The organism is Haloarcula sp. MBLA0138 (assembly GCF_055632455.1).
The window spans coordinates 2,825,567-2,851,872 of record NZ_CM145746.1; the positions used below are offsets into that span (position 1 = coordinate 2,825,567).

The 26,306-nt window shown below is 70.2% G+C and carries 32 protein-coding genes; 19 read left to right on the forward strand and 13 right to left on the reverse strand.

Annotated features, from left to right (window positions below):
- Position 1: 1 nt before the first annotated feature.
- From ACV7JO_RS15075 to ACV7JO_RS15085, 3 genes are read right to left on the reverse strand one after another with little or no spacing between them, the layout of a single operon-like run.
- Positions 2-430 (reverse strand): DUF7112 family protein, encoded by a 429-nt coding sequence (locus ACV7JO_RS15075; protein ID WP_470354230.1) that lies wholly within the window; start codon positions 428-430, stop codon positions 2-4.
- A gap of 3 nt (positions 431-433) precedes the next feature.
- A complete protein-coding gene (locus ACV7JO_RS15080) occupies positions 434-820 on the reverse strand; it encodes a 30S ribosomal protein S6e (protein ID WP_470354231.1) in 387 nt (128 codons plus the stop codon).
- A gap of 48 nt (positions 821-868) precedes the next feature.
- Entirely contained in the window at positions 869-1,291 is a 423-nt protein-coding gene (locus ACV7JO_RS15085) for a dCTP deaminase/dUTPase family protein (protein WP_470354232.1), read from the reverse strand.
- An 80-nt stretch (positions 1,292-1,371) separates the two neighbouring features.
- Here ACV7JO_RS15085 and ACV7JO_RS15090 point away from each other — a divergent pair, with 80 nt between their 5' ends.
- Positions 1,372-1,803: a DUF5807 family protein gene (locus ACV7JO_RS15090; RefSeq protein WP_470354233.1), complete on the forward strand. Its 432-nt coding sequence runs from the start codon at positions 1,372-1,374 to the stop codon at positions 1,801-1,803.
- Here the strand turns inward: ACV7JO_RS15090 and ACV7JO_RS15095 are convergent.
- The 3 genes from ACV7JO_RS15095 to ACV7JO_RS15105 are packed head-to-tail and all read right to left on the reverse strand — an operon-like array spanning position 1,800 to position 3,882.
- The gene (locus ACV7JO_RS15095; RefSeq protein WP_470354234.1) at positions 1,800-2,234 is read right to left on the reverse strand and encodes a hypothetical protein; all 435 of its coding nucleotides are present in this window, start codon (positions 2,232-2,234) and stop codon (positions 1,800-1,802) included. The two genes, ACV7JO_RS15090 and ACV7JO_RS15095, sit on opposite strands and share 4 nt — an antisense overlap.
- 58 nt (positions 2,235-2,292) lie before the next feature.
- Complete coding sequence (locus ACV7JO_RS15100; RefSeq protein WP_470354235.1) at positions 2,293-3,378, reverse strand: DHH family phosphoesterase; 1,086 nt, start codon at positions 3,376-3,378, stop codon at positions 2,293-2,295.
- 39 nt (positions 3,379-3,417) lie between these two features.
- Complete coding sequence (locus ACV7JO_RS15105) at positions 3,418-3,882, reverse strand: universal stress protein (protein WP_470354236.1); 465 nt, start codon at positions 3,880-3,882, stop codon at positions 3,418-3,420.
- Between the two features lie 91 nt (positions 3,883-3,973).
- Here ACV7JO_RS15105 and ACV7JO_RS15110 point away from each other — a divergent pair, with 91 nt between their 5' ends.
- Positions 3,974-4,411 carry a universal stress protein gene (locus ACV7JO_RS15110; protein ID WP_470354237.1) on the forward strand — a complete coding sequence of 146 codons (438 nt, stop codon included), beginning with the start codon at positions 3,974-3,976 and terminating at the stop codon, positions 4,409-4,411.
- Here the strand turns inward: ACV7JO_RS15110 and ACV7JO_RS15115 are convergent.
- On the reverse strand, positions 4,408-4,929 hold the full coding sequence (locus ACV7JO_RS15115) for a GNAT family N-acetyltransferase (protein WP_470354238.1): 522 nt from the start codon (positions 4,927-4,929) through the stop codon (positions 4,408-4,410). The two genes, ACV7JO_RS15110 and ACV7JO_RS15115, sit on opposite strands and share 4 nt — an antisense overlap.
- A complete protein-coding gene (locus ACV7JO_RS15120; protein ID WP_470354239.1) occupies positions 4,926-5,297 on the reverse strand; it encodes a universal stress protein in 372 nt (123 codons plus the stop codon). Before ACV7JO_RS15120 ends, ACV7JO_RS15115 begins: the two co-directional genes overlap by 4 nt.
- 85 nt (positions 5,298-5,382) lie before the next feature.
- On the opposite strand from ACV7JO_RS15120, the gene ACV7JO_RS15125 reads away from it, so the two are divergent.
- Positions 5,383-6,063, forward strand: coding sequence for a DUF5806 family protein (locus ACV7JO_RS15125; protein WP_470354240.1), 681 nt, complete (start codon positions 5,383-5,385; stop codon positions 6,061-6,063).
- Between the two features lie 29 nt (positions 6,064-6,092).
- Positions 6,093-6,467, forward strand: a complete 375-nt coding sequence (locus tag ACV7JO_RS15130) for a hypothetical protein (RefSeq protein WP_470354241.1) — start codon at positions 6,093-6,095, stop codon at positions 6,465-6,467.
- A 14-nt stretch (positions 6,468-6,481) separates the two neighbouring features.
- Here ACV7JO_RS15130 and ACV7JO_RS15135 read toward each other — a convergent pair whose 3' ends face one another.
- Together ACV7JO_RS15135 and ACV7JO_RS15140 are read right to left on the reverse strand one after the other, a co-directional pair.
- The gene (locus tag ACV7JO_RS15135) at positions 6,482-7,783 is read right to left on the reverse strand and encodes a dihydroorotase (protein WP_470354242.1); all 1,302 of its coding nucleotides are present in this window, start codon (positions 7,781-7,783) and stop codon (positions 6,482-6,484) included.
- Between the two features lie 24 nt (positions 7,784-7,807).
- On the reverse strand, positions 7,808-8,503 hold the full coding sequence (locus tag ACV7JO_RS15140; RefSeq protein WP_470354243.1) for a lipoyl protein ligase domain-containing protein: 696 nt from the start codon (positions 8,501-8,503) through the stop codon (positions 7,808-7,810).
- A 213-nt stretch (positions 8,504-8,716) separates the two neighbouring features.
- On the opposite strand from ACV7JO_RS15140, the gene ACV7JO_RS15145 reads away from it, so the two are divergent.
- Positions 8,717-9,544, forward strand: coding sequence for a DUF8155 domain-containing protein (locus ACV7JO_RS15145; protein ID WP_470354244.1), 828 nt, complete (start codon positions 8,717-8,719; stop codon positions 9,542-9,544).
- Positions 9,545-9,574: 30 nt separating this feature from the next.
- Here ACV7JO_RS15145 and ACV7JO_RS15150 read toward each other — a convergent pair whose 3' ends face one another.
- Positions 9,575-10,147 carry a cysteine hydrolase family protein gene (locus tag ACV7JO_RS15150; protein ID WP_470354245.1) on the reverse strand — a complete coding sequence of 191 codons (573 nt, stop codon included), beginning with the start codon at positions 10,145-10,147 and terminating at the stop codon, positions 9,575-9,577.
- A 79-nt stretch (positions 10,148-10,226) separates the two neighbouring features.
- Between ACV7JO_RS15150 and ACV7JO_RS15155 the strand changes: the two genes are divergently transcribed.
- The 13 genes from ACV7JO_RS15155 (at position 10,227) to ACV7JO_RS15215 (ending at position 22,853) form a co-directional block, all read left to right on the forward strand.
- Positions 10,227-11,699 (forward strand): Hvo_1808 family surface protein, encoded by a 1,473-nt coding sequence (locus ACV7JO_RS15155; protein ID WP_470354246.1) that lies wholly within the window; start codon positions 10,227-10,229, stop codon positions 11,697-11,699.
- Entirely contained in the window at positions 11,692-13,041 is a 1,350-nt protein-coding gene (locus tag ACV7JO_RS15160; RefSeq protein WP_470354247.1) for an Hvo_1808 family surface protein, read from the forward strand. Before ACV7JO_RS15155 ends, ACV7JO_RS15160 begins: the two co-directional genes overlap by 8 nt.
- A 147-nt stretch (positions 13,042-13,188) precedes the next feature.
- On the forward strand, positions 13,189-13,425 hold the full coding sequence (locus ACV7JO_RS15165) for a hypothetical protein (RefSeq protein ID WP_470354248.1): 237 nt from the start codon (positions 13,189-13,191) through the stop codon (positions 13,423-13,425).
- Between the two features lie 109 nt (positions 13,426-13,534).
- Positions 13,535-15,028: an ATP-binding protein gene (locus ACV7JO_RS15170; protein WP_470354249.1), complete on the forward strand. Its 1,494-nt coding sequence runs from the start codon at positions 13,535-13,537 to the stop codon at positions 15,026-15,028.
- An 83-nt stretch (positions 15,029-15,111) separates the two neighbouring features.
- A complete protein-coding gene (locus ACV7JO_RS15175) occupies positions 15,112-16,263 on the forward strand; it encodes a nicotinate phosphoribosyltransferase (protein ID WP_470354250.1) in 1,152 nt (383 codons plus the stop codon).
- A gap of 296 nt (positions 16,264-16,559) precedes the next feature.
- Positions 16,560-17,885, forward strand: a complete 1,326-nt coding sequence (locus ACV7JO_RS15180; protein WP_470354251.1) for an extracellular solute-binding protein — start codon at positions 16,560-16,562, stop codon at positions 17,883-17,885.
- A 39-nt stretch (positions 17,886-17,924) separates the two neighbouring features.
- Complete coding sequence (locus ACV7JO_RS15185) at positions 17,925-18,854, forward strand: carbohydrate ABC transporter permease (RefSeq protein WP_470354252.1); 930 nt, start codon at positions 17,925-17,927, stop codon at positions 18,852-18,854.
- A gap of 2 nt (positions 18,855-18,856) precedes the next feature.
- Positions 18,857-19,777 carry a carbohydrate ABC transporter permease gene (locus ACV7JO_RS15190; RefSeq protein ID WP_470354253.1) on the forward strand — a complete coding sequence of 307 codons (921 nt, stop codon included), beginning with the start codon at positions 18,857-18,859 and terminating at the stop codon, positions 19,775-19,777.
- Positions 19,778-19,782: 5 nt separating this feature from the next.
- A complete protein-coding gene (locus ACV7JO_RS15195; protein WP_470354254.1) occupies positions 19,783-20,910 on the forward strand; it encodes an ABC transporter ATP-binding protein in 1,128 nt (375 codons plus the stop codon).
- A 2-nt stretch (positions 20,911-20,912) separates the two neighbouring features.
- Positions 20,913-21,086, forward strand: coding sequence for a hypothetical protein (locus ACV7JO_RS15200; RefSeq protein WP_470354255.1), 174 nt, complete (start codon positions 20,913-20,915; stop codon positions 21,084-21,086).
- A gap of 223 nt (positions 21,087-21,309) precedes the next feature.
- The gene (glpR, locus tag ACV7JO_RS15205; protein ID WP_470354256.1) at positions 21,310-22,083 is read left to right on the forward strand and encodes an HTH-type transcriptional regulator GlpR; all 774 of its coding nucleotides are present in this window, start codon (positions 21,310-21,312) and stop codon (positions 22,081-22,083) included.
- A 113-nt stretch (positions 22,084-22,196) separates the two neighbouring features.
- Positions 22,197-22,481, forward strand: a complete 285-nt coding sequence (locus ACV7JO_RS15210; RefSeq protein WP_470354257.1) for a DUF6360 family protein — start codon at positions 22,197-22,199, stop codon at positions 22,479-22,481.
- A gap of 66 nt (positions 22,482-22,547) precedes the next feature.
- A complete protein-coding gene (locus ACV7JO_RS15215; protein WP_470354258.1) occupies positions 22,548-22,853 on the forward strand; it encodes a CPCC family cysteine-rich protein in 306 nt (101 codons plus the stop codon).
- Here the strand turns inward: ACV7JO_RS15215 and ACV7JO_RS15220 are convergent.
- Entirely contained in the window at positions 22,850-23,704 is an 855-nt protein-coding gene (locus ACV7JO_RS15220; RefSeq protein ID WP_470354259.1) for a ZIP family metal transporter, read from the reverse strand. The two genes, ACV7JO_RS15215 and ACV7JO_RS15220, sit on opposite strands and share 4 nt — an antisense overlap.
- Before the next feature lie 80 nt (positions 23,705-23,784).
- On the opposite strand from ACV7JO_RS15220, the gene ACV7JO_RS15225 reads away from it, so the two are divergent.
- On the forward strand, positions 23,785-25,137 hold the full coding sequence (locus tag ACV7JO_RS15225; RefSeq protein WP_470354260.1) for an aryl-sulfate sulfotransferase: 1,353 nt from the start codon (positions 23,785-23,787) through the stop codon (positions 25,135-25,137).
- 6 nt (positions 25,138-25,143) lie between these two features.
- Here ACV7JO_RS15225 and ACV7JO_RS15230 read toward each other — a convergent pair whose 3' ends face one another.
- Positions 25,144-26,274: a site-2 protease family protein gene (locus ACV7JO_RS15230; protein ID WP_470354261.1), complete on the reverse strand. Its 1,131-nt coding sequence runs from the start codon at positions 26,272-26,274 to the stop codon at positions 25,144-25,146.
- Positions 26,275-26,306: the final 32 nt, after the last annotated feature.

Below are 26,306 nucleotides of genomic sequence, written 5' to 3' on the forward strand. Positions count from 1 at the left end.
CTCACCCGTCGAGGTCCTCCGCGATGCTCGACAGCGACGCGTCCGGGCCGTCGGTGGCCGCGTACACGACGCGCGTGCCGGGCGTCCGCAGGCCGTACTCGCTGCCGGCCGTGACCACGTCGAGGTGGGCCGACCCGCCGAGCGAGACGGCGGCGTCCGTGACCCACTCCGCGAGGCGGTTCTCGCCGTCCCGTTCGCGGGCGAGGCGGCGGTTGTCGGCCGCGTGTGCGACGGCGAGGTCGCCGTCGAGGGTCGTCTCGACGAGCGCGTGGGCGGCGTCGCCGTCGAGGAAAAGCCGGACCACGTCGCCGTCGTCGAGGGCGACCCCGTCGGGGAGGAGCACGCGGGGCCGGTCGGTGCGTCCGACCGATTCGACGGTGACGCGATGGGTCTCGACGGCGTCGTGGTCGCTGGGGACGCGGTCTGTCACTCGTTACTCGTCGTCGCCGAGGAGGTCCGCGACCTCGTCGCTGCCGCGCTCGGTTATCGCGGCGTTGATCTGGCGCGTTTCGTCGCTGACCTCGCGGCCGCGGACGGTGATGCGCTTGCGCTCGCCGTCGGTGGTCGGCTGGAAGCCGACGCCGCCGTCGGACATTATCTCCTTGGTCGCCACGCCGCGGACGTCCGAGCGCATCGGTCGGCCGGCCGTGTCCGAGCCGCCGGTGAGTTCGAGCGCGTAGCCCTCGAGACCGACGGCACCGCCGTCGACCTCGTCGCCCAGTTCGCGGCCGATGAAGCGGTTTGCGTCCTGTCCGTCCACGTCGATCTGGTAGGTGTGGCCGCTCTCCGGGTCGGAGACGGCGACCGTGAACTCTGCCATACCCGTGTCAAATCGAGCGCGCGTCAAAAGTTCATCGAAGCCCGCGTGTCAGGGCTCGGCGGCGACGACGGTGCTGATACGGGCGTTCTCCTTGAGTTTCAGGCCCGCCCCGCCCACAGACAGGGGGACCCGCGGGAGCGAGTCGACGTGCAGCGTCGGGTGCGAACCGCCCCGCTCCAGCAGTTCGGTCCGCGGCTGGAGCGTCACCGTCCCCTCTCCGGTCAGGGACTCGTTGTACGCGACGAGGTACTGCCCCTCCCGGAGGGTCCACCACTCGTAGTCGTCGCCCGGGTCGCGCTCGTCGCTGTCGTGTGGCGCGAGGCCGGCCGGCTCCAGTTCGCCGCCGCCGAAGTCGATTCGGCCCGGTTCGACCACCTCGTACACCGCGTCGACGGTGAGGTCGACGCCCCGCCCCTCGGTCTGTGTCGGTTCGTGGACGAGGTCGGTGACGCAGTCGGCTGGGGCTACCATACCCCCTCGTCGACCGCGCGGCCCAAAACAGTGGGGGCGAGAGCGCGTCACTTTTGGCCCGTCGGCGACTCCGCCCGGGCATGAGCAAACACTCCGAGTTCCTCGCCGGCGAGCGCCCCGAGGACGTCCTCTTCTTCCTCCGGGCCGACGCCGTCTCCAACCCCGACGCCTTCGCCGACTACGCCGAATCCGTCTCGGACGGCTACGTCCTCGTCCTTCCGGGCGACGACGGCCGCGACGCCTTCCAGTCCGCGACCGGCATCGACCCGATGGGGCTGGCCCAGCAGGCGATGGGCACTGAGGGACACGTCCACGACGACCTGACCGATGCAAACTGCCCCGCCGGCGAGGACGACGCCGAGGGCGACCACACGACCCGGTTCGTCTTCGCCTTCGCCGAGGACCAAAACGAGGAGGTCGGCGGACTCTACGCCGAGGGCGATGTCATCCACGCCTACGCGGTCTGTGCTTGCGGGGAACGGTACTCGGATAAGTGGGTCGTCGACGATTAGAGCCGTAGCGGTTCGAGGAGCCGCGCCGACAGCGCCGCCGCCAGTCCGGTGACGGGGCCGCCGTCGTGGCTCGTCGTCGGTCCGCGCTCGTCCCGGCCGACGCCGTGTCTGAGATGCTGGACGCCGTCGAGCAACAGCCACCCGCCGACGACCCCGCCGGCCAGCGGTATCCAGACGGGAGCCGTGAGCGCCGCCGTGTAGCCGGCCGCGCCCAGTACCAACAGCCCGAACGCCGCGTTGTCGGCGTAGTCCCCGACCAGCGCCTCGGCGGCGTCGGTCACGAACTGCAACAGGAGAAAGAGCGCGGCCGCGGCGGCGGCAAACGGGAGGGTCTCGCCGACGACGGCCAGCGTCGCGCCGACGACGACGGCCGTGCCGACCGTCCGTCGGAGCGAGACGCCGTCGCGGAGCGCACGGAGGGCAGCGCGCATACGCGGACCGAAGAGTAGCGCACGGTTGAAAATTTCGCACCCGGTATCCGGCGCGGCGTTAGTCGTCCGCGTCGTCAGATTCGTCCTCGGGGAGGCGCTTGAACGCATCGACGATGGCCTGTTTCGCCACCGCGCCATGCGTCGTCCAGTGGTGGGCGTAGTCGAGCATGTCGTCGTAGATGTCGGGCTTACAGCCCGCCGCCTTGGGGTGGCCGCCGCCGTTGACCTGCTGGGCGACCTCGTGGGCGCGCTCGAAGCTCTCGGTCCCGCGGATGGAGGCCGAGCCGGCGGGCTTGACGATGACCGCGGCGTCGGCCCCCCGTTCGCGCAGCGCCTCGGCGACCTCGTTTTGCGAGCAGCGGCCGTAGGTGACGCCGACGGTCCACTCGCCGACCGCCCGCAGTTCCGCGCGCTCGACGGCCTTCTCGATGAGGGCTTCCTTCTCGACGCGCTTCTCCCGGAGGAACTCGTGAATCTCGGGGGCGAGGTCGGGGCCGTGTTCGGCGACGGCCTCGATGTACTCCTCGGGGTCGGCCCAGTACGAGAAGTCCGCGAGGTCGTCGCTGCGTTCGTCGTCCCGTATCCAGAGGTCGTGGTCGCGGGTGACCGCGGCGAGGTCGGCCCACCGCTGGCCGAACTCGTAGTCCAGTTCCGCGAGCGCCACGTCCGCCGTACAGACCTCGTCGGAGTCGCCGACGGTCCGCTCGACGCCGGCGTCGTCGACCGCCGCCGCCAGGTCGTCGGTCCACTCGTGGTGGTCGTACCACGCCACTCGCTCGACGCGGGCGACGAGGTCCGCGAGCGCGCCGATGTCGTCCTCGCCGTCGGGACAGAGGTCACAGACGTAGAGGGTCGCGTCCGGTTCGGCGTACTCGGCGGTCCACGCGAGCGCCTCCTGAAGTTCGTGGGGGCCGGCCGGGAGCAATGCGCCCTCGCCGTGGGCCTCGCGCACCAACGCGGTACAGGCCAGCCCGTCGGCGTCGGGGTCGGCGATGACTACGACGCCGGCGTCGGCAAGCGTCTCGGCGGCCTCGGCTTCGGCCTGTTCTTCCTCGAAGGAGTCGGGGACGAAAAACCCCTCCCCGGGGAGGACGGATTTGCGGCCGATGGAGAGGCGGTCGTCGTCGATGAGCCAGTCGTCCATAGCCGTGCAAACGCGCCCGCCGTCAAGAAGCCCGCGGGTCTACACCTGCTCGCGCTCGGGGTTCACTTCGCCCTCTAGCTGTCGGACCGTCAGGACGGGCATCGGGGCCTGTCGCACGACCTCCTCGGCGACGCTACCCAGCAGGAACCCGTGGTCGCCGTGGCGGCCCCGCGTCCCGGTCGCCACCACGTCGGCGTCGTGTTCCTCGGCGTACCGGCATATCTCGTCGGCCGGGTCCCCCTCCCGGACCGCCGTGACGAGTTCCTCGTCGGCGTCCTCGCTTGCGGCCTCGCGGACGAACGCCAGCGCCCGGCCGCCGGTGGTCGCCAGCGCCCGCTCCAGCGTCTCCCGGACCTCCTCGGGGGTCGCTTCGACCTCGCCGGTGTCGACGACGTACAGCGCGTGGACGGTCGCGTCGAACCGGGCGGCGAGGTCAAGCGCTGCCTCGACGGTCCGCTTCGCGCTCTCGGAGCCGTCGGTCGCGATGACCACCGTCTCGAACATACCCGTTCTACACTGCGCGCCGACAAAAAGCCGCCCGTTCCGGCGGCGTCGCTCGGTGGCTTTTTGCCGTGGCCGGCCGGACGTGGAGGTGATGGACATCGACCTCGTGCTCGCGCCGGTCGACGGCAGCGACCGTTCCGAGCGGGCAGCCGAGTACGCCGTCGCCGTCGCGGACCGCTACGACGCGGACCTGCACCTGCTTTTCGTCCTCGACGAGCGCCTGCGACGCGACATCGACGACGGGACCGTCGACCCCGAGGCCATCGCCGAGGAACACCGCGCGTTCACCGCGAGCGTCCGCGACCAGCTCCGGGAGGCGGGCCACGACGGCGCGCTCGACACCTCGACGGCGACGGCCTTCTCGGAGGGGCGGCTCATGCAGATGCCCGGCAGCGTCGTTCTCGACGTTGCCGAGGACGCGGGCGCGGAGTTCATCGTCGTCCCGCGAGAGGACGACGGCGCGAACGCGGTCGGCCGGGCGGCGCTGTACGTCCTCGAATACGCCAGCCAGCCCGTCCTCTCGGTCTAGAGGCGAATCCCCATCTCCAGTTCGAAGCTCTCGGCGTTGCTGGTCTCGAACCCGACTGACTGGTACAGCGCGATGGCGGGCTCGTTCCAGCGCTCGACGGTGAGCCACACCTTCTCGATGCCCGTGGCCTGCCCCCGGCCGAGCAGCGTCTCGACTAGCGCCGTCCCGATGCCAGCGCCCTGATACGCTTGGAGGACGAAGATGGCGAGTTCGTGTTCCCCGTGGTGGTCCGGGACCAGCGTCGCGTGGCCGACGATGGACTCCCCGTGCCGGGCGACGACGTTGACACAGTCCTCGTCGAGGATGTTCTCCAGCCACTCGCGGATGGCGTCTTCCTTGACCGGCGGGATGCCCTGCGCGCGGTCGGCGGGGTCGAACGCCTCGTACATGGCGACCAGTCCCTCGCGCTCGGCCGCGTCCGCGGCGACGTACTCCATCTCGCGGTCCTCGCGGTCGGTGACCGTCCGGGGTGGTTCGGGGAACGCCCCCGCGGCCTCGTCGGGATAGCTACGCGTCATCGGACGAGCGTGACGGGGGTCTGTGCGTTCAGGAGGACGAACTCGACGATGGAGCCCAGCTGAATCTTCCCCAGCGGCGAGCGCTGGCCGCCGCCGAGGACGATGCGGTCGAACCCCTCGCTCTCGGCGACGTCTATCAGCTCGCTCCCGGGGGCGTCGCCCTCGATGCGACGCACCGCCGCTTCGAACTCGTGTTCGGCCAGCGCGCTCTCGACGCGGGTCCGTATCTCGTCGGCGGTCGAGTCGACCTCCTCGTTGTCGAAAATGGCTATCGTCAGGCCGTCGCCGACCTCCTTGGCTCGCGGTATCGTCTCGTCGAGCGCGCGGTAGGACAGTTCGCTGCCCCCGACGCCGAGCAGGACGTTCATGGAGGGCCAATCGCGGTCATCGCTGAAAAAGCCTCCCTCCCGCCGCGGCGACACGCTTTTTCGCCGCGGGCACGCAGGGACGGGCATGACACCGCCGGACGCCGACGAGACGAGCGACGACGAGCCGACCCGGGTCGTCCGGGCCCACGACGCCGCGAGCGACGAGCCGGCAGCGGCGTCGGGGGCGGACGCGGGTGCCGCCGCCGACGCGCCCGCCGATTCCGGCGACGCCGCCGACCTCCCGCCCGACGTCCGGAAGTACGACCGCTTCAAGAAGATAGAGGGGGGCACGTACGACCGGGCCAACGACTTCCTCCGGGACCGGACGTACGTCACCGCCCGCGAGTGGGCCATCGCCCGCCTGTGTGCGGACTTCCGCACCGAGACGGGCGTCGAGATGACGAAAATCGGCGAGAACCTCCCCGAACTCGTCCCCTTCATGACCGACACCTACTCCCCGCAGGCGGTGAATCAGGCCCGCGCCGCCTTCGAGGAGAAGGTCCGCAAGGCCGGCGCGACCTTCCTCTACGGCGCGATGTGTGACTTCTTCACCGCCGAGGAACTCGACGACGTGATGTACGAGGCCACGGAGGTCGCCAAGTTCCTGCTGGAAGTCGAGGGCGTCGACCTCGCCGTCGAGGACGAGATGGCCGCCGAGGACCGCATCTCCTCGGTGATGCGCGAGGTCCGGGAACACTCCGCGGCGTTGCGCCACGACGAGGTCAGTTGTCCGGAGTGCGGGCACGAGTTCGAGGCGGGTGAGTAGGGTGCGTCGTCGCGTGGCGGGTGCGTAGGATGCGCGACGGGACGCGGGCGGTCCTGAAGACCGATTTCCTCTCGGGATTACTGGCCGTCGCGGCCGGACTGGTCAGCGACGGGCCGGCGGCCGTCGTCGCCGTGCCCGCGGTGGCCGTCGGGTTCGCACTGCTGATGGGCGGCCTCCTCGGTGTCGCCGAACACGGCGCGGTCCCGGGCGTCTACCCCGAGGTCACGGCCGCCGCGGCGCTGGTCGTCCTCGTCGGCGTCGCCGCCGCGCTCGTGGCCCTGCTCCCGCGCCCGACCGAGACGGTCGTGACCGCGGCCGTCCTCGGCGGCGGCGTCGGTATCGTCGCGTACCGGGCGGTGTTCGGCCTGTTCCGGCCGGTTCCGGCGGGCCGGCTGGCGCGCTGACGCCCGCGGCAAGCTCACTCCACCAGTTCGCCGTCGGCGTCCCGGACGTTCCGGCCCTGCTGGTCGCCGAAGGGGTCGCCGTCGGCGTCGCGCTCGTAGACGACGGTCCCCCGCACCATCGTCCACTCGGGGAAGACACCCTCGAACCCCTCGAAGGGCGTCCAACCGCAGTCGGTGTGTAGCTCCGCGGCCCGTAGCTCGGTCGTCTCCGTCGTGTCGACGAGTACGAGGTCGGCGTCTCGCCCCGCTTCGATGCGGCCCTTCTGTGGCACGTCGAACACCGCGGCGGGGTTCGCGGCGGTGAGGTCCCGCACCCGCTCGTAGGACAGCGGCGTGTCGGGGTCGGCGGCCTCCGCGAGCAGGAGCGGGAGCGCCGTCTCGACGCCGGGGACGCCGGACGGGGCCTCCCAGATGCTCGCGTCCTTCTCGGTGCGGGTGTGGGGCGCGTGGTCGGTGGCTATCATGTCGACGGTGCCGTCGGCGACCCGGTCGTACACCTTCCGACGGCGCTTCTCCCGGCGTAGCGGCGGGTTCATCCGCCCGAACGTGCCGAGGTCGTCGAGGTCGCGCCGCGACAGCAGGAGGTGGTGGGGGGTGACTTCAGTCGTCATCCCCGCCTCGGCGGCGATGTCGATGCCCTCCGGCGTGGAGGTGTGGGCGATGTGAATCGTCGCGTCGCGCTCGCGGGCCACCTCGCAGGCCCGCTCGACGGCTTCCGCTTCGGCCTCGGCGGTCCGGTAGGCGCTCCACGCGTCAGCGTCCTCGCGGGCGCGGGCGTCGTCGTTGAAGTAGTCGGCGTCCTCGGCGTGGACCGTGACGGTGACGCCCGCTTCGCTGGCCCGTTCGAGGGCGTCCTCGAAGAGGTCCGCCTCGATGCCCATATCGCCCGTCGAGTCGGCGAGGAACACCTCGCCGAGCGCGAACAGGCGGCGGCCCAAGAGCCCGTCGGGAACCCAGTCGGCGGTGACGCCGCCGTTGACGCCCCAGTCCACCACCGAGTCGGCGGCGAACGCTGCCTTTTGATCGAAAGCCTCGCCGTCTACGGTCGGCGGGTCGGTGTTCGGCTGGTCGACGACGGTCGTCACGCCGCCGGCCGCGGCCGCCCGGGACCCGCTGGCCCACGTCTCCTTGTGGTCGTAGCCCGGTTGCCGGAAGTGGACGTGGACGTCCATCATGCCGGGGAAGAGGCGCTTCCCGGCGGCGTCGACGACCTCGCCGTCGGCCGCGAGGTCGCGCCCGACCTCGGCGATCGTCTCGCCGCGGACGCGCACGTCCCGTTGCCGGCCGTCCGCGAGCGTCGCGTTGCGGATGAGCATACCCGCAGTGGGTCGGGCCCGCCCCTAAGTCTCCCGGACCGCGCCGACGCGCTCGACCGACCGGACCGAGCGGTCCCCGACGAGGCGGGCTTCGAGCGCGGCGACGACCCGCTCGGGGGTCCCGTCCCCGCCGGCGCGCGCGACGCTCCCGACGCTGTCGGGGTCGAAGGGGACGCCGAGTGCCTCGTAGACCGGCGCGAGGACGCCTGCGACGGCATCGTGGTCGCGGACGACGACCACGCCGGCGGTCACGGCGACCGTTCGACGCACGCGCTGTGCGAGGCCCGCGACCTTCCCGTCGGCCCGCAGCGAGTGCGCGCCCGGACAGAACGCGTCGGGCGGTTCCCCCGCCCGGGCGTCGACGCCGCAGTCGGCCAGCGCCCGCGCGACCGCGTCGCTCACGCGGTCGTACCGGGTCCCGATGTCGCCGCGGCCATCGGCGGTCGGTTCGGCGAGCGCGAACGCGACCGTGGTCCCGGTGTAGGCGACCGCGCGGCCGCCGACGGCGCGTTCGAGGACGGCGTACCCCCGCTCGGTGGCGGCCGCGCGGGCGCGGTCGTACCCCTCCGCCCGGCGGTCCCGGCGGCCGAACGCGACCTGCCGGTGGGGCGTCCAGACCCGGAGCGCGGGACCGCCGCCGTCGGCGACGCGGTCGACCGCCGCTCGGGTCCGCGCGTAGTCGGCTTCGTGGTCGTCGGCCCGCCCGCGGAGGAGGCGCATGGGCGACCCTACGGCGTCGACGCTGAAAACACGGGCGGCGCGAGCGACCCGCCCGCCGTGGCGAGCAGGCGACACGAACAGCCCGCGACGGGTCGTGTCGCGCGACCGCCGGCCCGTCGCGGCGCGAGTCAGCGCACGCCGCAGGCTGGCCCCGCCTTCGGTCTTGAACCCTCGCCCGACAGGCACATACCCGCCGACCGCCAACGCCCGCCGATGGCGGTCACCGTCCCGCGGGAGGTCCTGTTCCGGTACTACCGCTTCTCGCTGTACAACTCCCCCTTTGCCGCCCACGACGAGGGGTGTGCAATCGACCTCTATCCGGCGGGGAACCGCGCGCCGTCGCCGGTCGCCGGCGAGGTACTGGCGACGCGGCAAGTCCGGGCACCGCCCCGGCCCTACGCCGCCGACCACGACCACCTGATTCTGGTCGACATCGGCGAGCACATCGCCAGAGTCCTGCACGTCGACCCAGCCGTCGAGGCCGGCGACGCCGTCGCGGTCGGCGACGACCTCGGCGAACTGGTGCGGGCGGGCTTTTTCGCGCCGTGGGTCCCGAACCACGTCCATCTCGGCTTTCGGTCCCGCGACGCGGACCCCTACCGGGCGGCGGGGTCGCTTCGGGTCGAGACGGCCGTCGACCCCGAGCCGGTAGCGTGGGACGGCACCGGTCGGGTCGTCGAGGCCGGCGAGACGTGGGCGCGACTGGATAGCCCGGTCCACCCCGCGCCCGGCGAGCGGTTCGTCGGCCTCGCGGGCGGTGCGGACGCCGGCGGCGTGCTCGACGGCGGTCTCCCGCACTACGACCGGGGCGGGCTGTTGGGAGCCGACGCCGGCGGCCCGGTCAGCGTCGCCGGCCGGCGGGTCGGCACCGCCGACGGCCGCACCGTCGCGTGGGACGACGTTCGGGTGCTTGCCAACGGCGACCCGGTGACGGGGCTGGCGCTGTTCGCCTCGCGGGACGCCGCCGGCGTCAAACTCGTCGGTGAGGCCGTCGACCTCGCCGTCGGCGACGACGTTCGGGTGACCGTCGAGTCCGCGTAGGTCCCGCGCCGCCCGGGACGCCGGGTTCGCTCAGGCGAAGGTCACGTCCGCGCGGTCGGTCACCTCGCCGAACAGCCAGTCGGCGTGGTCGAGCGCGTACTCGCGGTGGTCGGCCTCGATGAAGCCGATGGCGTCCTCGACGAGGACGGGCCGGTAGTCCCGCAGGGCGGCGCTGGAGGCCGTATGCAGGACGCAGACGTTCGCCAGCGTCCCGCAGACGACCAAGTCGTCGATGCCGTGGGCGTCGAGCCACCCCTCCAGTTGCGTCCGGTAGAAGGCGTCGTAGGTGTGCTTGACGACGACGAGGTCGTCCTCGGTCGGGGCGAGTTCGTCGACCAGTTCGGTCTCCCACGACCCCTCGACGACGTGTTCGCCCCACCGCTCGAACTCGTCGTAGTAGTGGGCGTCCTCGAACTGGTCGGGCGGGTGAACGTCGCGGGTGAACACGACCGGCGCGCCCGCGGTTCGCGCGCGCTCGACCAGCGCCGCGACCGGTTCGACGGCCGCCTCGCTGTCGGGCGCGTAGAGGCTCCCCTCCGGGTGACAGAAGCCGTTCTGCATGTCGACGACGACCACGGCGGTGTCGGCTGGGTCGAACTCCATGCGCGTGTGTTGTGTCGGCGCGCCTACCAACCTTTGCGGTAGCGTGTGACTTTTGCCCGTCTGCCCCCTGAGTCGGGTAATGCGTCAGCCCCTCCTCCTCTGTTGCTGTGCGCTTCTCGTCCTCGCCGGGTGCCAAGCGCCCGGGGCGGTCCCGTCGGCGGCCGACGGGGATACCGGGCCGTCCGGTGCCGGAGCGGCCTCGCCTGCCGACACGGCGACGCCGGCCACGCCCGCGACGAACGACGACGCGCGGCCCGACCCCGAGCGCGACAGGCTGGGGTGGGAGCGCGGCGTCTGGTACGACGAGTCGCTCCCGGTGACGACCGGCGACGGCCTCAACGCCAGCGAGCGAAGCGCCGTGGTCGCCCGCACGATGGCCCGCGTCGAGCGGGTTCGAGGACTGGAGTTCGAGTCGTCGGTCCCCGTCTCGGTCGTCTCCCGGAGCGAGTACCGCGAGCGCTCGGGGAACCGCACCTACGGCGAGGCGTTGCGCCGCTTCGACAACGCGAAGTTCGAGGCGCTGTTTCTGGTCGGCGAGGACCGCGACTCGCTGGCGGTCCAAGATAGCACGCTCGGCTCCGGCGTGCTGGGCTACTACAGCCCCGGCAGCGACGAGATAGTCGTCGTCTCCGACGCCGAGACGCCGACGCTCAACGAGGCGACGCTGGCCCACGAACTGGTCCACGCGCTGCAGGACCAACACTTCGGACTGGACAGCGACGCCCGTACCCGCGACGCCGTCCAAGGGCGCAACGGCCTCGTCGAGGGCGACGCCTCGGCGGTGACTGGCCTGTACACCGCCCGCTGTGGCGAGCGGTGGTCGTGTCTGGATAGCTCGACGGGCGGCGGTGGCGGCGGCCAGCGCCACTTCGGCATCACGTTCATGACCTACTTCCCCTACAGCGACGGGACGACGTTCGTCCGGGCGCTGCGGGACCGCGGCGGGTGGGCGGCGGTCGACGACGCCTACGGCGACCCCCCCGACGGCGCGACCGAGGTGATGGCCCCCGAGCGCTACCCCGACTGGGAGCCGGCGACGGTGTCGGTGCCCGACCGCTCGACCGCCGACTGGGAGCGGGTCCGCCCCTCCGCCGACCGCGACCGGCCCGACTACGCCGTCGTCGGTCCCTCGGCCATCGCGGCGACGATGGCGTACACGCTGGCCGACGACTACAACGACTCGGCGGTCGCCCAGCGCCGCGACGTGTTGAACTACGCCGCCGACGGCGGCCTCGACGGGGCCGACCCGTACAACTACGCGCTGCCGGCGACGACCGGGTGGGCCGGCGGCCGGATGGTCGTCTACGAGAACGGGCCGGAGACGGGCTACGTCTGGGCGACGCGGTGGGACAGCGCGGCCGACGCCCGCGAGTTCGCCGCCGCGTGGCGGACCGTCCTCTCCCACTGGGGCGGGACCCGGACCGACGGTGTCTGGACCCTCGCCGACGACAGCCCCTTCGCCGACGCCGTCGAGATACGCGTCGACGGGCAGCGGGTGACCGTCGTGAACGCGCCGACCGCGGGCCAACTGGAGGCGGTCCACGGTGCGTAGGCTCCTGTTGGTCGCGGTCGTCGTCCTGCTGGCGGGCTGTTCGGTCCCTATCGCCGGCCTCGGCGGGGACAGTCATCCCGCCGAACCCGCCGGCAACGACACGCTGGGGTGGGAAGGTGGCTACTGGTACGACGACCCCGTCCCGGTGACGACCGACGACGGCCTCAACGCCAGCGAGCGCGACGCCGTCGTCAACCGGACGATGGCCCGCGTCGAGCGGATTCGGGGCCTCGAGTTCGAGTCCTCGGTGCCCGTCGAGGTCATCTCCCGGAGCGAGTACCGCAACCGCTCGTCGGGCGGGGGCGACAGTGCCGGCCCGCCGGCGGACCCGTGGAACGACCAAGTGTGGGAGGCGCTGTTGCTCATCGGCGAGTCCTCGGGCAGCAGCGAGACCATCGACGACACCCTCTCGACGGCGGTGCAGGGGTACTACTCGCCGAGCCGGGACCGCATCGTCGTCGTCAGCCCAACCGAGACGCCACACGTCGACCGGACGACGCTGGCCCACGAACTGGTCCACGCGCTGCAGGACCAGCACTTCGGGCTGGACGGGTCGCCGGAGACTCAGGACACGCAACTCGCCCGGCAGGGCGTCACCGAGGGCGACGCCAACTACGTCCGCGTCCTCTACGAACAGCGCTGTGGGAGCGAGTGGGGCTGTATCGCCCGCCCGGACGCCGGCGGGTCGGGCGACGGTGGCGACAGCGGCGGCGCGGGCGGCTACAACGAGGGCCTGTTCACCGTCATCTACCACCCCTACGTCTCCGGCCCGCGGTTCGTCCACAGCGTCCGGCAGGACGGCGGCTGGACGGCGGTCGACGACCTCTACGGCGACGTTCCCGACAGCAGCGAGCAGGTCATCCACCCCGAGCGCTACCCCGACGAGCGCCCGGTCGCCGTCACCGTCCCGGACCGCTCGAACAGCGAGTGGTCGCGCTTCGACCACGACCCGGTGGCCGACACCGTCGGCGAGGCCTCTATCTTCGCCACGATGTACCACAACAACCGGACCGACGCGGACCGCTACAGCTACGAGAGCGCGCCCTCCGAGGGGTGGGCCGGCGACAGTCTCGTCCCGTACCGGAACGGCTCGGGCGGCTACGGTTACGTCTGGACGACGCGGTGGGACAGCGCGGCCGACGCCCGCGAGTTCGCCGCGGCCTACCGGGGCGCGCTCGTCGAACACCACGACGCAGACCGGTCGCGGGCGGGGGTATACGTCGTCCCCGGGACCAGCCGGTTCGCCGACGCCTTCCGTGTGGTCCGGCACAATCGGACCGTCCGCGTCGTCAACGCGCCGACCGTCGGCGCGCTTGACGGCGTCCACCGGCCGCCCGACTGAGGGACCGGCCGCCTTCCGGTCCTACACGGACCACGCTCGTCGGGCGACGCCCGGTCTGCGTGCCGCTCTATATTGCTACGGCCGCCACAGTAGCGGTCCCGACCCCTCATATACGCGTTTATGTGTAATCGAATCTACTAGTCTCGTATGCTCAGGGCGAGCGACCCCGAGACCGAACGCGGGGACCGCGCGGGAGACGACCGCAGACCGGTGACGCTCGGCCTCGACGGCGAGGTCGGGGACGGGTCGGCGGACGCCGCGGACCTGACGCAGTGTCCGATCTGTGGCGGCCGTGGCACCACCGACGACGTCTACGTCCACCTCCAAGTCGCACACCGCAAGAGCCGGCTCTCGACGGCGCTGCTGGAGTCCGACGACGACTGAGTAGGCCCCCAGCCGACCGTGTGAGTTATCTCTTGGGGGTCCGTAACACGTCAACGATACGAATGCGATTCGGGAACTCAGTCGTTACTGCACTGGTGGGAGACACCGCGTGAACGGGGGCGCTCGCCGACTCTCGACCGCCGCGCTAGTCGGGGCTGTCGGCGTGGCGGCGGTCGCGTTGGGGGCCGTCGACGTCTACGTCGACTCGGTCCAGCAGTCCGATCCCCTGTGGACGACCGTCGTAGAGAACGTCGTGACCTTCGCTGTCGGACTCGGACTGGTCGGGGCCGGCTACTGGGTCCTCGCCGACGCCGACGAGCTACAGGTCGACCGGACGAGCTACTGGGGGAGCCGTGCGGTCCTCGCCGTCCTCGCTGTCGCGGCGCTGATGGTGGCCAGCCAGTCGCTCCAGTCGCAGTTCAAGCCCCTCGCCGTCGCCGTGTCCCTCGGCGGGATGACCGTCGCCGCCGGACTCGGCGTGGGGCTGTACGACGCCGAGCGCGTGTCGACACAGCGGGCGCTGGCCCGCGAGCGCGACCAGTTCGCCGCGCTGTTCGAGAACGTCCCCAACCCGGTCATCGCGGTCCGGTTCGAGGGCGACGAGGTGCACGTCGAGATGGTCAACCCGGCCTTCGAGGAGGTCTTCGGGTACGACGAGGCGGACCTCGCGGGCCGGGACCTCCGGACGGTGTTGCGCCCGCCCGACGAGGAGCCAGACCCTATCGAGAGCGCCGAGCGCTCGGTCGCGCCCCAGCCAGACACCGAGGGGACCGACTGGACCGAGGTGGAGGTGACCTTAGAGACCGACCACGGGCAACGAGAGTTCGTCCGCGTGACCGCCCCGGTCGACGACCACCTCGACGGCGAGCAGTACGCCTACTACGTCGACGTGACCGACCGGAAGCAGCGTCGCGAGCGCCTGCAGGTACTCTCTCGGACGCTGCGCCACGACATCCGCAACCGGATGGACGTGGCCTACGGCACCGCCGAGGTGTTAGAGGAGGACCTCGACGGGGACCGCGAGTCGCTCGCCCGCCAGATTCAGGAGGCCGTCGACGACCTCAAACGTATCAGCGAGCAGACCCGGGCCGTGGAATCAGTCGTCTCCGGCGAGTTCGAGACCTACGCCGCCCCCCTCGCCGACGTAGTCGCCGACCCGGTCGCGTCGGTCCGCGACCAGTTCCCCGCGGTGACGGTCACCGTCGATGTCGACGACGCACCGCCGGTCGCGGCTACCGACGCCCTGTCGGTCGCCGTCGGCAACGTCGTCGAGAACGCGGCCGTCCACAACGACACCGACGCGCCGACGGTGACGCTCACCGCTGGCGAGAGCGCCGACGGCGAGTACGTCGAACTCCGGGTCGCCGACGACGGCCCCGGCATCCCCGAGTCCGAGTCCGAACTCCTCAACGACGAGCGCGACCGTTCACAGCTAGAGCACACGAGCGGCCTCGGTCTCTGGGAGGTCAGTTGGATACTACGTGACATCGGTGGTGCCCTCGACTTCGAACCGAACGCGCCACGGGGAACCGTCGTGACCATGCGGCTCCCGCGGGCCGACGAGGAGGCGACCGTCCCGGGCGGCGAGACGACGGCCCCCTGAGGGGGCCGTGGCCCGTCGCCGGCGTCCGGTGCCGGTCGGGGCCGACCGGACCGCTTTTTCAGGCTCCCCGCACAAGCACACCCATGAGCGACGACTTCGACATCGTCTCGCCCGACGCCATCCGGTCGGGGCGGGCGACGGACGCGTACTTCGACCGGACGGTGGAGGCGCTCGAACACGCCGGCAGGAACCCGGACGTGGTCGCGGAAGTGACCGCTGACCAGTTCGCCACCGGGGCGTGGGACCTGCTTGCGGGGCTGAAAGACGCCGCCCGCCTCTTCGAGGGCCGCGGCGTCGACGTTGACGCGCTGCCCGAGGGGACGCTGTTCGACGGCGGGCCGGTGATGCGAATCGAGGGGCCGTATCTGGAGTTCTGCCGGCTGGAAACCGCGCTGCTGGGTCTGCTCTCTCACCCCACCGGCGTTGCGACCCACGCGCTTTCGGCCCGCCGCGCCGCACCCGAATCGACGGTGCTGTCGTTTGGCTCCCGGCACGTCCACCCGTCGCTGGGCGCGATGGTCGAGCGGTCGGCGCTGCTGGGCGGGCTGGACGGCTTCTCGAACGTCGCCGCCGGCGACGTGTTGGGCCGGGAGGCCGGCGGGACGATGCCACACGCGCTGGTCATCTGCTTCGGCCGGGGCGAGCAGGAGGCGGCGTGGCAGGCCTTCGACGAGGCGGTGCCCGCCGACACGCCCCGCATCGCGCTGACCGACACCTACACCGACGAGGTCGACGAGGCGCTGCGGGCGGCGGCGGCGGTCGACGACCTCGACGGCGTGCGGCTGGACACCACCGGCTCCCGGCGGGGCGATTTCAGACACATCGTCCGCGAGGTCCGGTGGACGCTCGACGCCCACGGCCGCGACGACCTCGACGTGTTCGTCTCGGGCGGTCTCGGCCCCGAACAGCTCCGCGGTCTCCGGGACGTGGCCGACGGCTTCGGCGTCGGGAGCTACGTCTCGAACGCCGACCCGCTGGACTTCTCGCTGGACATCGTCGAGGTCGGCGGCGAGCCGGCGGCCAAGCGGGGGAAGCTCACCGGCAAGAAGGCGGTCTACCGGACCGCCGACGGCGGCCACCACGTCGCCTTGGCCGACGCCGACCCGCCGGGCGACGCCGACTCGCTCATGGAGCCGCTGGTCCGGGACGGCGAGGTGGTCCGCGAGTTCGACCTCGACGCGGCCGCCGAGCACGCGCGGGCCGACGCCGAACTGGTCGGGTTCGGCGGCGAGTGACGCCCCACGCCGACTGACGACTCGGCGCGCTCGGTGGGCGGCCCGACGGTCCGCGCCGCGTGGCCCGAATGTCCGCGCCGTCCACGTGTGAACGGAGTGAGCGAAATCACTCAAACGCTCGGTGGGTGTGAGCGGTTTTTCGCCTCGATACCTCGCGGATGTCATATATCAGCCGATAGTGATGCTCTCAGACGGCATCTAAACGTAGTTCAATAATGGTGTGTGATTGGGACGTGAGCGAATACAATCAAATAACCACATGATTTATTAACCATGGCTATATTGTGAATGGTTGTATGCAGGAAACCCGAACTCGTACCCGAAGAACGTTCATCAAGAGTGCCGGTGCCGTCGGGACGGTCGCCCTCGCGGGCTGTGGTGGCTCCTCCGACGGCGGTTCCGGCGACGGTGGCGACGGCGGCTCCGGAACGTCGACCGGGACCGGCTCCGAGTCGATGGCGGACTCCCTCGTCTTCTACAACGCGGGGAGCCTGCAGTACGACCCCGGGACCCGAGAGAACATCAACCGGTTCGAGGAGGAGACCGGTATCTCCGTCGAGGTCAACGAAGTGCCGTGGAACAACCTCAAGACCAGCCTCACGACCATCTGGCGCAATCAGGACGCGACGGTCGACGCGTTCAACGGGCCGACGTGGTGGCTGGCGGACTTCGTCGCCTCCGACTGGCTCGAACCGCTCGAACTCGGTGACGGCCACATGTCGAACTACCCGTCGAACCTTCGTGACCTCGTCACGCTCGACGGCAAGACGTACATGGCCCCGGAGTTCGGCAAGTGGGGGACCTACCTCTACGACAAGCAACACTTCGAGGCACAGGGCGTCAGCGAGCCACCCCAGACGTGGGACGAGGTCGTCTCGACGGGCCAGCAGCTCACCACCGACGACACGTCGGCGTTCGCCTTCACGTGGTCGAACAAGGACGTGTTCACGTTCAAGCAGTTCCTCTATCAGGCCGGCGGACAGCTGTTCAACGACAGCAACGAGCCGGTCTTCGTCGACGCGGGGATGGAGGTCATGGACTTTTTCACCCGACTGCGCGAGAACGACCTCATCCCGGACGGCATCTCCAGCATGGGCGAGGGCGGCGTCGGCGACACGTTCATCGCCGGCCAACTCGCCACCGTCGAGTCGTGGACTCCGCTTGGCTCGCGCGCGCTCAACGCCGACGACTGGGGCGAGGAGCGCGTCGGCAGCGCCCGCCCGCCGGCCGGTCCGGAGTCGCGCGCGACGTTCCAGGACACGAACGGTATCAGCGTCTCGGCGTTCTCCGAGCGCAAGCGCGCGGCCAAGGAGTTCGCCCGCTTCATGACCACGCCGGCGTCGTCCCGGACCAACATGGTGGTCGAGGGGAACCCGGCGGTCATCCCGTCGGTGTACGAGGCCGACGCGATTCAGGAGAAGTACCCGTCCTTCCTGCTCGAGGATATGCAGTACAACCTCGAAAACGCGCAAAGCGAGACCTACCTCGCACAGCCACAGGTCGACGACTACCTCTCCGAGCAGCTCACGCCCGCGCTGCTGGGCGATAAGGACCCGCAGGCCGCCCTCGAAGCCGCTCAGAGCAACATCCAGAGCCTCTACGAGGACATCGGCCTGCTGTAACGTCGCACCGCCAGCTATCTACATTAGACGCCAATTCAAATGTCGACAGAGAAACACTCACTGCGACGCAAACTCGACCGGCTGTTCGTTCCGCTGACGGTCGGGCCGACGATGCTCTGGATAGCCGCCATCATCGTCTACCCGACGCTCAAGCTCCTCTGGAGCAGCGTCTTCTGGACGAACCCGATAGACGGGCAGCGGGAGTTCGTCGGCCTCCGGAACTTCAGACGCCTCGTCTTCGCCGAGGGCGGGAGCGGGACGGTCCTCGGACTCGCGCCGGATTTCGTCTCGATAACGTGGCACACCGTCGTCTACGTCGGCCTGAGCGTGAGCATCTCGTTCGTGCTGGGGCTGGGTATCGCGCTGTTGCTGGACAAGGACCTGAAGGGCCGCGGGTGGTTCCGGACCGCCGTCATCGTCCCGTGGATTCTCCCGTACGTCATGAGCGGGCTGATGTGGCGGTGGATGTTCAACTCCGAGTACGGGGCCATCAACGGCCTGCTCACCCAGTCCGGGCTCCTCTCGAGCAAGATAGCGTTCTTCTCGGACGGGACGCTGGCGATGATGGCGCTCGTCATCGCGGACATCTGGGTGTTCACCCCCTTCATCATCATCATCCTGCTGGCGGGGCTCCAGAACGTCCCCGAACAGCTCTACGACGCCGCCGAGGTCGACGGCGCGGGCCGAATCTCGCGGTTCCGGAACGTCACCTACCCGTTCCTGAAGCCGTCCATCCTCGTTGCGCTGACCATCCGCATCATCTTCGACATCCGCGCGCTCGACCTCGTGTGGGTGATGACACAGGGTGGCCCGGGCAAGTCCACCGAGGTCTGGGCGTCGTGGCTCTACCGCACGGCACAGGTGTTCAACCGCCCCGGAGAGGGTGCAGCGCTGGGCGTCGTCCTGCTCGCGGTGACGTTCGTCATCGTGGCGGCGCTGTACCGGGTCTTCGGTGAATCCCCCTACTGACGATGAGCACGAAACAATCACCCATCGACCGACTGACTCGCACACTCGGGCTGGATACCGACAACGAGTGGTCCCACGTCGTCCGCGAGCGACTCGTCGCGTACGCGCTGTTGGGGCTGTACGTCTTCGTCATCTGGTTCCCGATATACTTCATCTTCATCACGAGCATCAAGCCCAGCGGGGCGGTGCTGAACGTCCCCATCTCCTTCGTCCCGTCACAGCCGACGGTCAGCAACTACGTCGAGATATTCCAGAACCGGCCGTTCGAACTGTACACGCTGAACAGCCTCGTCGTCGCCACGACGACCACCGTCGTCTGTGTCACGCTGGGGACCGTCACGGGGTACTCGTTCTCCCGGTACGACTTCGTGGGCAACAAGACGCTGCTGTTGTCTATCGTCGGTGCGCGGATGATTCCACCCATCGCGCTCATCGTCCCCTTCTTCAGCATCATGTCGAACCCGCCGCTCATCGGCGCGTTCACGGGGAGCCTCTACGACACGCGCGTCGCGCTCATCCTGACGTACACGTTCTTCAACCTTCCCTTCGCGGTCTGGATAATGAAGAACTACTTCGACGGCGTCCCCGAGTCGCTCGACGAGCAGGCCCGCATCGACGGCTGCTCGCGCTGGGAGGGGTTCGTCAAGATAATCCTCCCGATGGCGAAACCGGGTATCGCCGCGACGGCGATTCTCGCCTTCATCTTCTCGTGGAACGAGTTCGTCTTCGCGCTCGTTCTCACTTCTTCGGAGCAGGCACAGACGCTGCCCATCGCCGTTTCGCTGTTCGTGGCCGACGACTTCGTCGACTGGGCGCACCTCGCGGCCGGCGGCATGATAGCCGCCCTGCCCGGCATCCTGTTCGGGCTGTTCTTCCAGCGGTACATCGTGAGCGGACTCACGCAAGGAGCTGTCAAGGAGTAATCACTATGGCACACGTAGAACTCAACGACTTGGTAAAGCGATTCGACGACGTCACCGCGGTCGACGGCATCTCGCTCGACATCCCCGACGAGAGCTTCACCGTTCTGGTCGGCCCCTCGGGCTGTGGCAAGACGACGACGCTGCGGCTCATCGCCGGCCTCGAACGGGCCACCGACGGCGAGATTCGCATCGGCGACGAGGTCGTCAACGACCAGCGGGCATACGAGCGCGACATCGCGATGGTGTTCCAGAACTACGCGCTGTACCCGCACAAGACCGTCCGCGAGAACATGCGCTTCGGGCTCGAACAGCACGGCGCGGACGAGGACACCATCACTCAGCGGGTCAGCGAGGCCGCGGAACTCCTCCAGATCGGGGAACTGCTGGACCGCCGGCCGGCCGAACTCTCGGGCGGGCAACAACAGCGCGTCGCCTTGGGGCGGGCCATCGTCCGGGACCCTTCGGTGTTCCTGATGGACGAGCCGCTGTCGAATCTGGACGCGAAGCTGCGGGTTCAGATGCGCGCCGAACTCAACAAGCTCCACGAGGAACTGTCGACGACGACGGTGTACGTCACCCACGACCAAGTCGAGGCGATGACGCTGGCCGACCAGATAGCGGTGATGGACGCCGGCCAGATTCAGCAGGTCGGCGCGCCGACCCACGTCTACACGAACCCGCGGAACATGTTCGTCGCCGGCTTCCTCGGGTCGCCGAGCATGAACTTCCTCGAAGGAACCCTCGAAGCGGCCGCCGGCGGCAAGTTCGAACTCGACCTCGGCGGGGAGACCCACGACGTTCCCGACGAGTTCACCGACGAACTCGACCCGTACCTCGACGACCGCGTCGTCCTCGGCATCCGACCCGAGAACATCGCGCTCAATCAGGACGGCGTCCCGGCGAACGTCCACCCCGCCACCGTCGAGGTCGTCGAGCCCCAAGGCGAGAAGACGGTGCTCGAACTCACGCTCGACACCGGCCAGACCATCAAGGCCGCCGTCGACCCGGATACGACCGTCGAGCGGGGCGACGAGGTGAACCTCCGATTCGACCGGGACTCGCTGCAGTACTTCGACCCCGAGACCGGCGAATCGCTGACCTACGACACCGCCGAACGGAGAGTCACCGCCTGAAGATGCGGACCGAGACAACCACCGGCGTCCCGCCCGCGGCGCTCGTCTCCTTCGGCATCGCCGCCGCACTGGCCGCCGTCGCCGTCTACAACTACGCTACCGGCGTCACCGGCGGCGCGATAGTGAGCAGCGTCGGGGCCGTGGTCGCGGCGCTGTTTGGCACTCTCACCGACTGATACCGGGCGTGGATGTTTCTACGAGTGTTCCTACGTGCATGTATACGACCCCACGACGTGCGGACGCCGCGGCCCCGAGAGGCCCGAATACCGGCGTCCATGCCCCGCTCTCGTCCGGACGAACCGGTATGGCGGCAGCGTATATCACAAACAACAATATACCGGTCGCAGACATACGCTACCGTGTGTCGCCCACCGGCCCAGACTGCGATAGTTACTGACTATGTTGCCTGACGAACGACGAAAAAAGATAGTCCGGAAGGTGAACAAGGCCGACAGGGTCACCGTCGAGGAGCTCACGGAGGCGTTCGGCGTCTCCGAGGCCACCGTCCGGCGGGACCTCTCGTCGCTCGCCGAGGACGGACTCATCGAGCGGTTCCACGGCGGTGCCCTCCCCGCCTCGGAGAACGGAGCCGGCGGGTCACAGCTCCGAGACGACGTGAAAAACCCCAGCGGCAAGCGCGCCATCGCCCAGCGCGCGGTCGAGGAACTGAGCGACGGCGACGCGGTGTTTTTCGACACCGGGCCGACGACCAGAGAGGTCGCCACCGTCATCCCCGACACCCTCTCGCTGCTCGTCGCGACGAACTCCCCGGAGACGGCCTTCGAACTCCGGGAGGCCTGCGGGGAGGTCAAGGTCGTCGGCGACTCGCTCCGGCCGACCTCCGACGCGCTCGTCGGCCCCAGCGCGGAGTCGTACCTCCGGAAGACGAACTTCGACGTGGTCTTTCTCGAAACCGACGCCGTCCAGCCCGACGGGGGGCTCTCGGTCTCGAACGAGGACGAGGCTCGCATCAAGTCCCTGCTCTGTGACGGCGGCCGACACGTCATCCTCGTCGCCGACGGGAGCAAACTGGAGCGCCAGAGCTTCCGGGAGTTCGGCACCGTCGAGGACGTCGACGTCATCGTCACCGACGTGGCGCTGAGCGACGAGATGCGCGACGTGTTCGACCGGGCCGGGGTCCGGGTCGTCGACGAACTGCTCGCGGTGAACTGACGGGCCGGCGTCGGCGGGCCGGTGCTCGCCGGACGGCGATACACGCCTCGCCGACGCCGGCCGTCTGCATCGCGGAAGACCGCCGTTAAGTCCCGGGCCGGCCAACGACCGGTATGGTAGACCGCATTCTGAAGGTCAACGCCTTCACCACGTTCGACCTCCTCGACGGCGCGGTCGAGGGCCACGGCTTCGAGGAGGAGGCCTACGCCGTCCTCAACGTCACCGCGCCCCGGAAGAACCCGGACCACGTCGAGGTGCAACTGGAGATGGACAACACGCAGGTCGACGCCGTCGAACCCCACGCCGACACGGTCACGCTCTCGGCGGCGCAGGCCCGCGAACTGGCCGACGAACTCGAGGAGTACGCCGCGAAAGTCGAGGCCGCGACGGAGGAGTGAGGCGGCCGGCTCCCGACCCGTGACCGAGTCGACAGGTCTATGGCGTGTGGCAACATACCACGCGACATGTCGACCGACACACCCGGCAACCCCGCCGCGCGGGAACTGGGCTACTGCCCCTGTTGCGGGTATCAGACCCTCCCGGAGGGGCGGCCGGGGTCCTACGAGGTCTGTCCGGTCTGTCGCTGGCTCGACGACCCCATGCAGTTCGGCGACGACGAGTACGTCAGCGACACGAACCACGTCTCGCTCGCGCGCGCCCGCGAGAACTTCCGCGAACACGGGGCGTGTACGCCCGAGGTAGCCGACGAGGCCCGCTCGCCCGAGGCGTTCACGCGGGACCCGAACTGGCCCTACGACGACAGCGACTAGCCGGCCAGCGCGATGTCGAGGTACAGCATCACGACGACGCCGGCCATCAGCCCCAGCGTGGCGACCCGCTCGTGGCCCCGCGTGTGGGTCTCCGGGATTATCTCGTCGGAGATGACGAACAGCATCGCGCCCGCGGCAAAGCCCATCGCGTAGGGCAACAGGGGTTCGACGACGGTGACCGCGACGGCCCCCAGCACCGCCAGCGGTATCTCGACGACGCCCGCCCGAACCCCGGCGACGGCGGCGTAGAGCCGCCGGTCCAGCCCGGCGTTGACCGCCGCCACCGACACCGCCAGCCCCTCGGGGACGTTCTGGATGCCGATGGCGGCCATCAGCGCCAGCGCGCCGCCCAGTTGCGCGGGGTCGCCCGCCGCCGCGCCGAACCCGACGCCGACGGCCAGCCCCTCGGGCACGTTGTGTAGCGTGATGGCGAGGACGAACAGGACGACGCCGGCGAGGCGGTCGTCGTCGACCGGGAGCGATTCCCCGGGGGTCGCGGCGTCGGCCCGCTTGCGCCCGGTCAGCAGGTAGTGGGCGTGGGGCACCAGCCGGTCGCCTTGGTCCAACACCAGCGCGCCCGCGGCGACGCCCAGCAGCGTCGGCAGGGGGTTTCCGCCGGAGTACTGCTCGATGCCGGGGATGATGAGGCTCGTGAACGCCGCCGCCAGCATCACCCCGGCGGCGAACCCGAGCGCGGCGTCCAGCGCCCGCTCCGAGGGGTCCCGCCAGACCAACACCAGCGACGCGCCGACGAGGTTCAGGGCGGCGATGACGGTTCCGCCGACCAGTCCGGCGACCAGCGGGTCCGTCCCGACGGTGTCCGCGAACACGTCCACGAGTCCGGCCTGCATCGCTCGTGTGTAGACTGCCGCGGTGCTTGTAGCTACTGCCCTCGGAAGGCTTTTGGCCGCCGTCGCCGGACTTCGGAGTGATGACAGACGCGCGACGGCCCGCCCTGCTTGTCGCCGCCGGTGCCCTCCTGTTGGTCGGGACGCTCGCTGTCGGCGCGGTGACGGCCCCGGACCGCACCGTCTCCGGCGATGCGGCCCCCACGCTCGTCGGCTCGCAGGGCGGCGGGTCGGGCTGGCACGAGAAAGGCAGCGTCTACCTCGTCGCCGACGGGGCGGTCGCGTGGCACGAGGACAGCGCCGACTCCTACTTCGACGTGACGCGGCTGGCAAACGGCAGTGTCATGGCCGGGTTCATGCACTCGGGGTACGACTCGGGCTGTGCCCCTTACGACCCGCCCTGCACCAAGACCGGCTACCGCGTCATCGACCCCGACGCCGCGGGCGGGCCGGCCGTCGTCTCCGAGTACGCCTTCCCCGTCCGGACGGCCAAGAACAGCGAGACCCACGACGTAGAGCGCCTGCCCTCCGGGGAGTACCTGCTCTCGGACATGGAACACGAGCGCATCTTCACCGTCCGCAACGGGACGGTGACGTGGCAGTGGAACGCCTCGGCCTTCTACGACGCGCCCCCTGATCCGACCCGGCGCGACTGGCTCCACGTCAACGACGTGGACGCGGTCAATGGGACCCACTATCTGGTGTCGGTGCGCAACGCCAACCAGATTCTGCTCGTCGAGCGGGGCGCGGGCGTCGTCGAGGTGGTCAACGCCGACCGCTCGGACGACGACGACGGGAGCTGTCGCGTCCGGGGCGAACAGCTCTCGGACTTCGACGGCGACGGCGACATCCGGTGTGGCAGCCCCGAGGTACTGGACCACCAGCACAACCCCCAGTGGCTCGGCGACGGCGCGGTGCTGGTGGCGGACTCGGACAACGACCGCGTGGTCGAACTCCACCGCGAGGGCGACCGCTGGGTGCCGGCGTGGACGCTGACGACCGCGCGCGGCGACGCCCTCGCGTGGCCCCGCGACGCCGACCGACTGGACAACGGCAACACGCTCGTCACGGACACGCTGAACAAGCGGGTCTTCGAGGTGACGCCCAACGGCACCGTCGTCTGGTCGACGGCCACGCCACCGCGTGGCTCGTCGCTGGACTCGCCCATCCCCTACGAGGCCGAACGGCTCCCCGAGGGCGAGCGCGTCGGCGCGGCGTCCTACGCCGCCGCCGACCCCGCGACCGGCGGGACCGCCACCGGCACCGAGACGCCCGGCGGCGGCGTCCCCGGGCTCTCGCTGTTGCTCGTCGCGCTCCGGTCGGTCGCCCCGTGGACCCCCTTCTGGTTCGGCGGTCCCCACCTGCTCGCCTCGCTCGCCGGTCTCGGCCTCGTCGCCGGCGGCGGGATAGACTGGGCGCTGCGACGCCGCCGCTAGCCCCGCTCAGAACGGTTCGTCCGTCCCGACGAGCCGCCGCATCTCCATGGCCGCGGCGAAGTCCTGCTGTGTGACCACCCGTTCGCCGTCGGGCCCCTCGACGATGGCCGCGCCCGCTCCCGACCCGCCAAGCGCCACCAGCGCGTCGAAGGCGCTGGTCGTCGCCGCCAGCCGGGGGAGGTCCGTCTCCATCAGGTCCGCGACGGTGTCGGCCGCCCGCTCGGCCCGCGACAGCGCCGTGAAGTCGGCGACGGTGACCACGCCCGCCACCGCGCTGTCCCGCGTGACGACGTACTCGGTCGTCCGGTCGGCGAACATCCGGTCGACCAACTCCTCGACGGTGGCGTCGGCCTCGACGCTCGCGCTCCGGGGGTTCGCCACGTCGGCGACGGTCAGCCCCTCCAGCAGGTCCGCCAGCGCGACCGTCCGGGACTCGCCGGTCGCGGCCCCGTAGACGAACAGCGCCAGCAGGAGCAACATCGGGCTGAACGCGAGGACGCCGACGACGGCGAACAGCACCGCGAAGCCGGTGCCGACCCGGGCCGCGGTGCGGGTCGCGGCGGCGTAGGGCCGCGACCGCGCCAGCAGCGCCCGCAACACCCGCCCGCCGTCCATCGGGAACGCCGGGAGCATGTTGAAGACGGCCAGCATGAGGTTCGTCACGGCCAGCCACCCGACGACGAACAGCGTCACCTGCGCGCTCGCCGGCAGCGACAGCAGCGCCACGTAGCAGACGACCCCCACGAGGACGCTCGTCACCGGCCCGGCGACGGCTATCCACAGTTCGCGGTTCCACTCGCGGGGCATCGCCTTCAGGTTCGCCAGTCCGCCCAGAATCCACAGCGTGATGGATTCCACTTCGAGGTCGTAGCGCATCGCGGCCCACGCGTGACCCAGTTCGTGGACGGCGACGCTGACGAACAGGCCCACCGCGGCCGCGACGCCGACGGCCCACGAGTTCGCCTGCAACCGGGCGAGGTCGAACGTCACGCCCGCTAACCCGCCGATGATGCTTGCGTACACCGCAATCTGCTCGCCGCTGCCCAGCAGCCACGCCAACACCGGCAGGAAGACCACCAGCGAGACGTTGACCCTGATGGGGATGCCCCAGACCGTCGTAATGTGGAAGTTTCGCACGGCTGATTCGTTTCGCGCCCGGCCGTAAAACT

Coding starts and splice junctions, on each gene's coding strand:
- ACV7JO_RS15080 (WP_470354231.1), bottom strand. CDS start 820: ATGGCAGAGTTCACGGTCGCCGTCTCCGACCCGGAGAGCGGCCACACC.
- ACV7JO_RS15085 (WP_470354232.1), bottom strand. CDS start 1,291: ATGGTAGCCCCAGCCGACTGCGTCACCGACCTCGTCCACGAACCGACA.
- ACV7JO_RS15090 (WP_470354233.1), top strand. CDS start 1,372: ATGAGCAAACACTCCGAGTTCCTCGCCGGCGAGCGCCCCGAGGACGTC.
- ACV7JO_RS15095 (WP_470354234.1), bottom strand. CDS start 2,234: ATGCGCGCTGCCCTCCGTGCGCTCCGCGACGGCGTCTCGCTCCGACGG.
- ACV7JO_RS15100 (WP_470354235.1), bottom strand. CDS start 3,378: ATGGACGACTGGCTCATCGACGACGACCGCCTCTCCATCGGCCGCAAA.
- ACV7JO_RS15105 (WP_470354236.1), bottom strand. CDS start 3,882: ATGTTCGAGACGGTGGTCATCGCGACCGACGGCTCCGAGAGCGCGAAG.
- ACV7JO_RS15110 (WP_470354237.1), top strand. CDS start 3,974: ATGGACATCGACCTCGTGCTCGCGCCGGTCGACGGCAGCGACCGTTCC.
- ACV7JO_RS15115 (WP_470354238.1), bottom strand. CDS start 4,929: ATGACGCGTAGCTATCCCGACGAGGCCGCGGGGGCGTTCCCCGAACCA.
- ACV7JO_RS15120 (WP_470354239.1), bottom strand. CDS start 5,297: ATGAACGTCCTGCTCGGCGTCGGGGGCAGCGAACTGTCCTACCGCGCG.
- ACV7JO_RS15125 (WP_470354240.1), top strand. CDS start 5,383: ATGACACCGCCGGACGCCGACGAGACGAGCGACGACGAGCCGACCCGG.
- ACV7JO_RS15130 (WP_470354241.1), top strand. CDS start 6,093: ATGCGCGACGGGACGCGGGCGGTCCTGAAGACCGATTTCCTCTCGGGA.
- ACV7JO_RS15135 (WP_470354242.1), bottom strand. CDS start 7,783: ATGCTCATCCGCAACGCGACGCTCGCGGACGGCCGGCAACGGGACGTG.
- ACV7JO_RS15140 (WP_470354243.1), bottom strand. CDS start 8,503: ATGCGCCTCCTCCGCGGGCGGGCCGACGACCACGAAGCCGACTACGCG.
- ACV7JO_RS15145 (WP_470354244.1), top strand. CDS start 8,717: ATGGCGGTCACCGTCCCGCGGGAGGTCCTGTTCCGGTACTACCGCTTC.
- ACV7JO_RS15150 (WP_470354245.1), bottom strand. CDS start 10,147: ATGGAGTTCGACCCAGCCGACACCGCCGTGGTCGTCGTCGACATGCAG.
- ACV7JO_RS15155 (WP_470354246.1), top strand. CDS start 10,227: ATGCGTCAGCCCCTCCTCCTCTGTTGCTGTGCGCTTCTCGTCCTCGCC.
- ACV7JO_RS15165 (WP_470354248.1), top strand. CDS start 13,189: ATGCTCAGGGCGAGCGACCCCGAGACCGAACGCGGGGACCGCGCGGGA.
- ACV7JO_RS15175 (WP_470354250.1), top strand. CDS start 15,112: ATGAGCGACGACTTCGACATCGTCTCGCCCGACGCCATCCGGTCGGGG.
- ACV7JO_RS15180 (WP_470354251.1), top strand. CDS start 16,560: ATGCAGGAAACCCGAACTCGTACCCGAAGAACGTTCATCAAGAGTGCC.
- ACV7JO_RS15185 (WP_470354252.1), top strand. CDS start 17,925: ATGTCGACAGAGAAACACTCACTGCGACGCAAACTCGACCGGCTGTTC.
- ACV7JO_RS15190 (WP_470354253.1), top strand. CDS start 18,857: ATGAGCACGAAACAATCACCCATCGACCGACTGACTCGCACACTCGGG.
- ACV7JO_RS15195 (WP_470354254.1), top strand. CDS start 19,783: ATGGCACACGTAGAACTCAACGACTTGGTAAAGCGATTCGACGACGTC.
- ACV7JO_RS15200 (WP_470354255.1), top strand. CDS start 20,913: ATGCGGACCGAGACAACCACCGGCGTCCCGCCCGCGGCGCTCGTCTCC.
- glpR (WP_470354256.1), top strand. CDS start 21,310: ATGTTGCCTGACGAACGACGAAAAAAGATAGTCCGGAAGGTGAACAAG.
- ACV7JO_RS15210 (WP_470354257.1), top strand. CDS start 22,197: ATGGTAGACCGCATTCTGAAGGTCAACGCCTTCACCACGTTCGACCTC.
- ACV7JO_RS15215 (WP_470354258.1), top strand. CDS start 22,548: ATGTCGACCGACACACCCGGCAACCCCGCCGCGCGGGAACTGGGCTAC.
- ACV7JO_RS15220 (WP_470354259.1), bottom strand. CDS start 23,704: ATGCAGGCCGGACTCGTGGACGTGTTCGCGGACACCGTCGGGACGGAC.
- ACV7JO_RS15225 (WP_470354260.1), top strand. CDS start 23,785: ATGACAGACGCGCGACGGCCCGCCCTGCTTGTCGCCGCCGGTGCCCTC.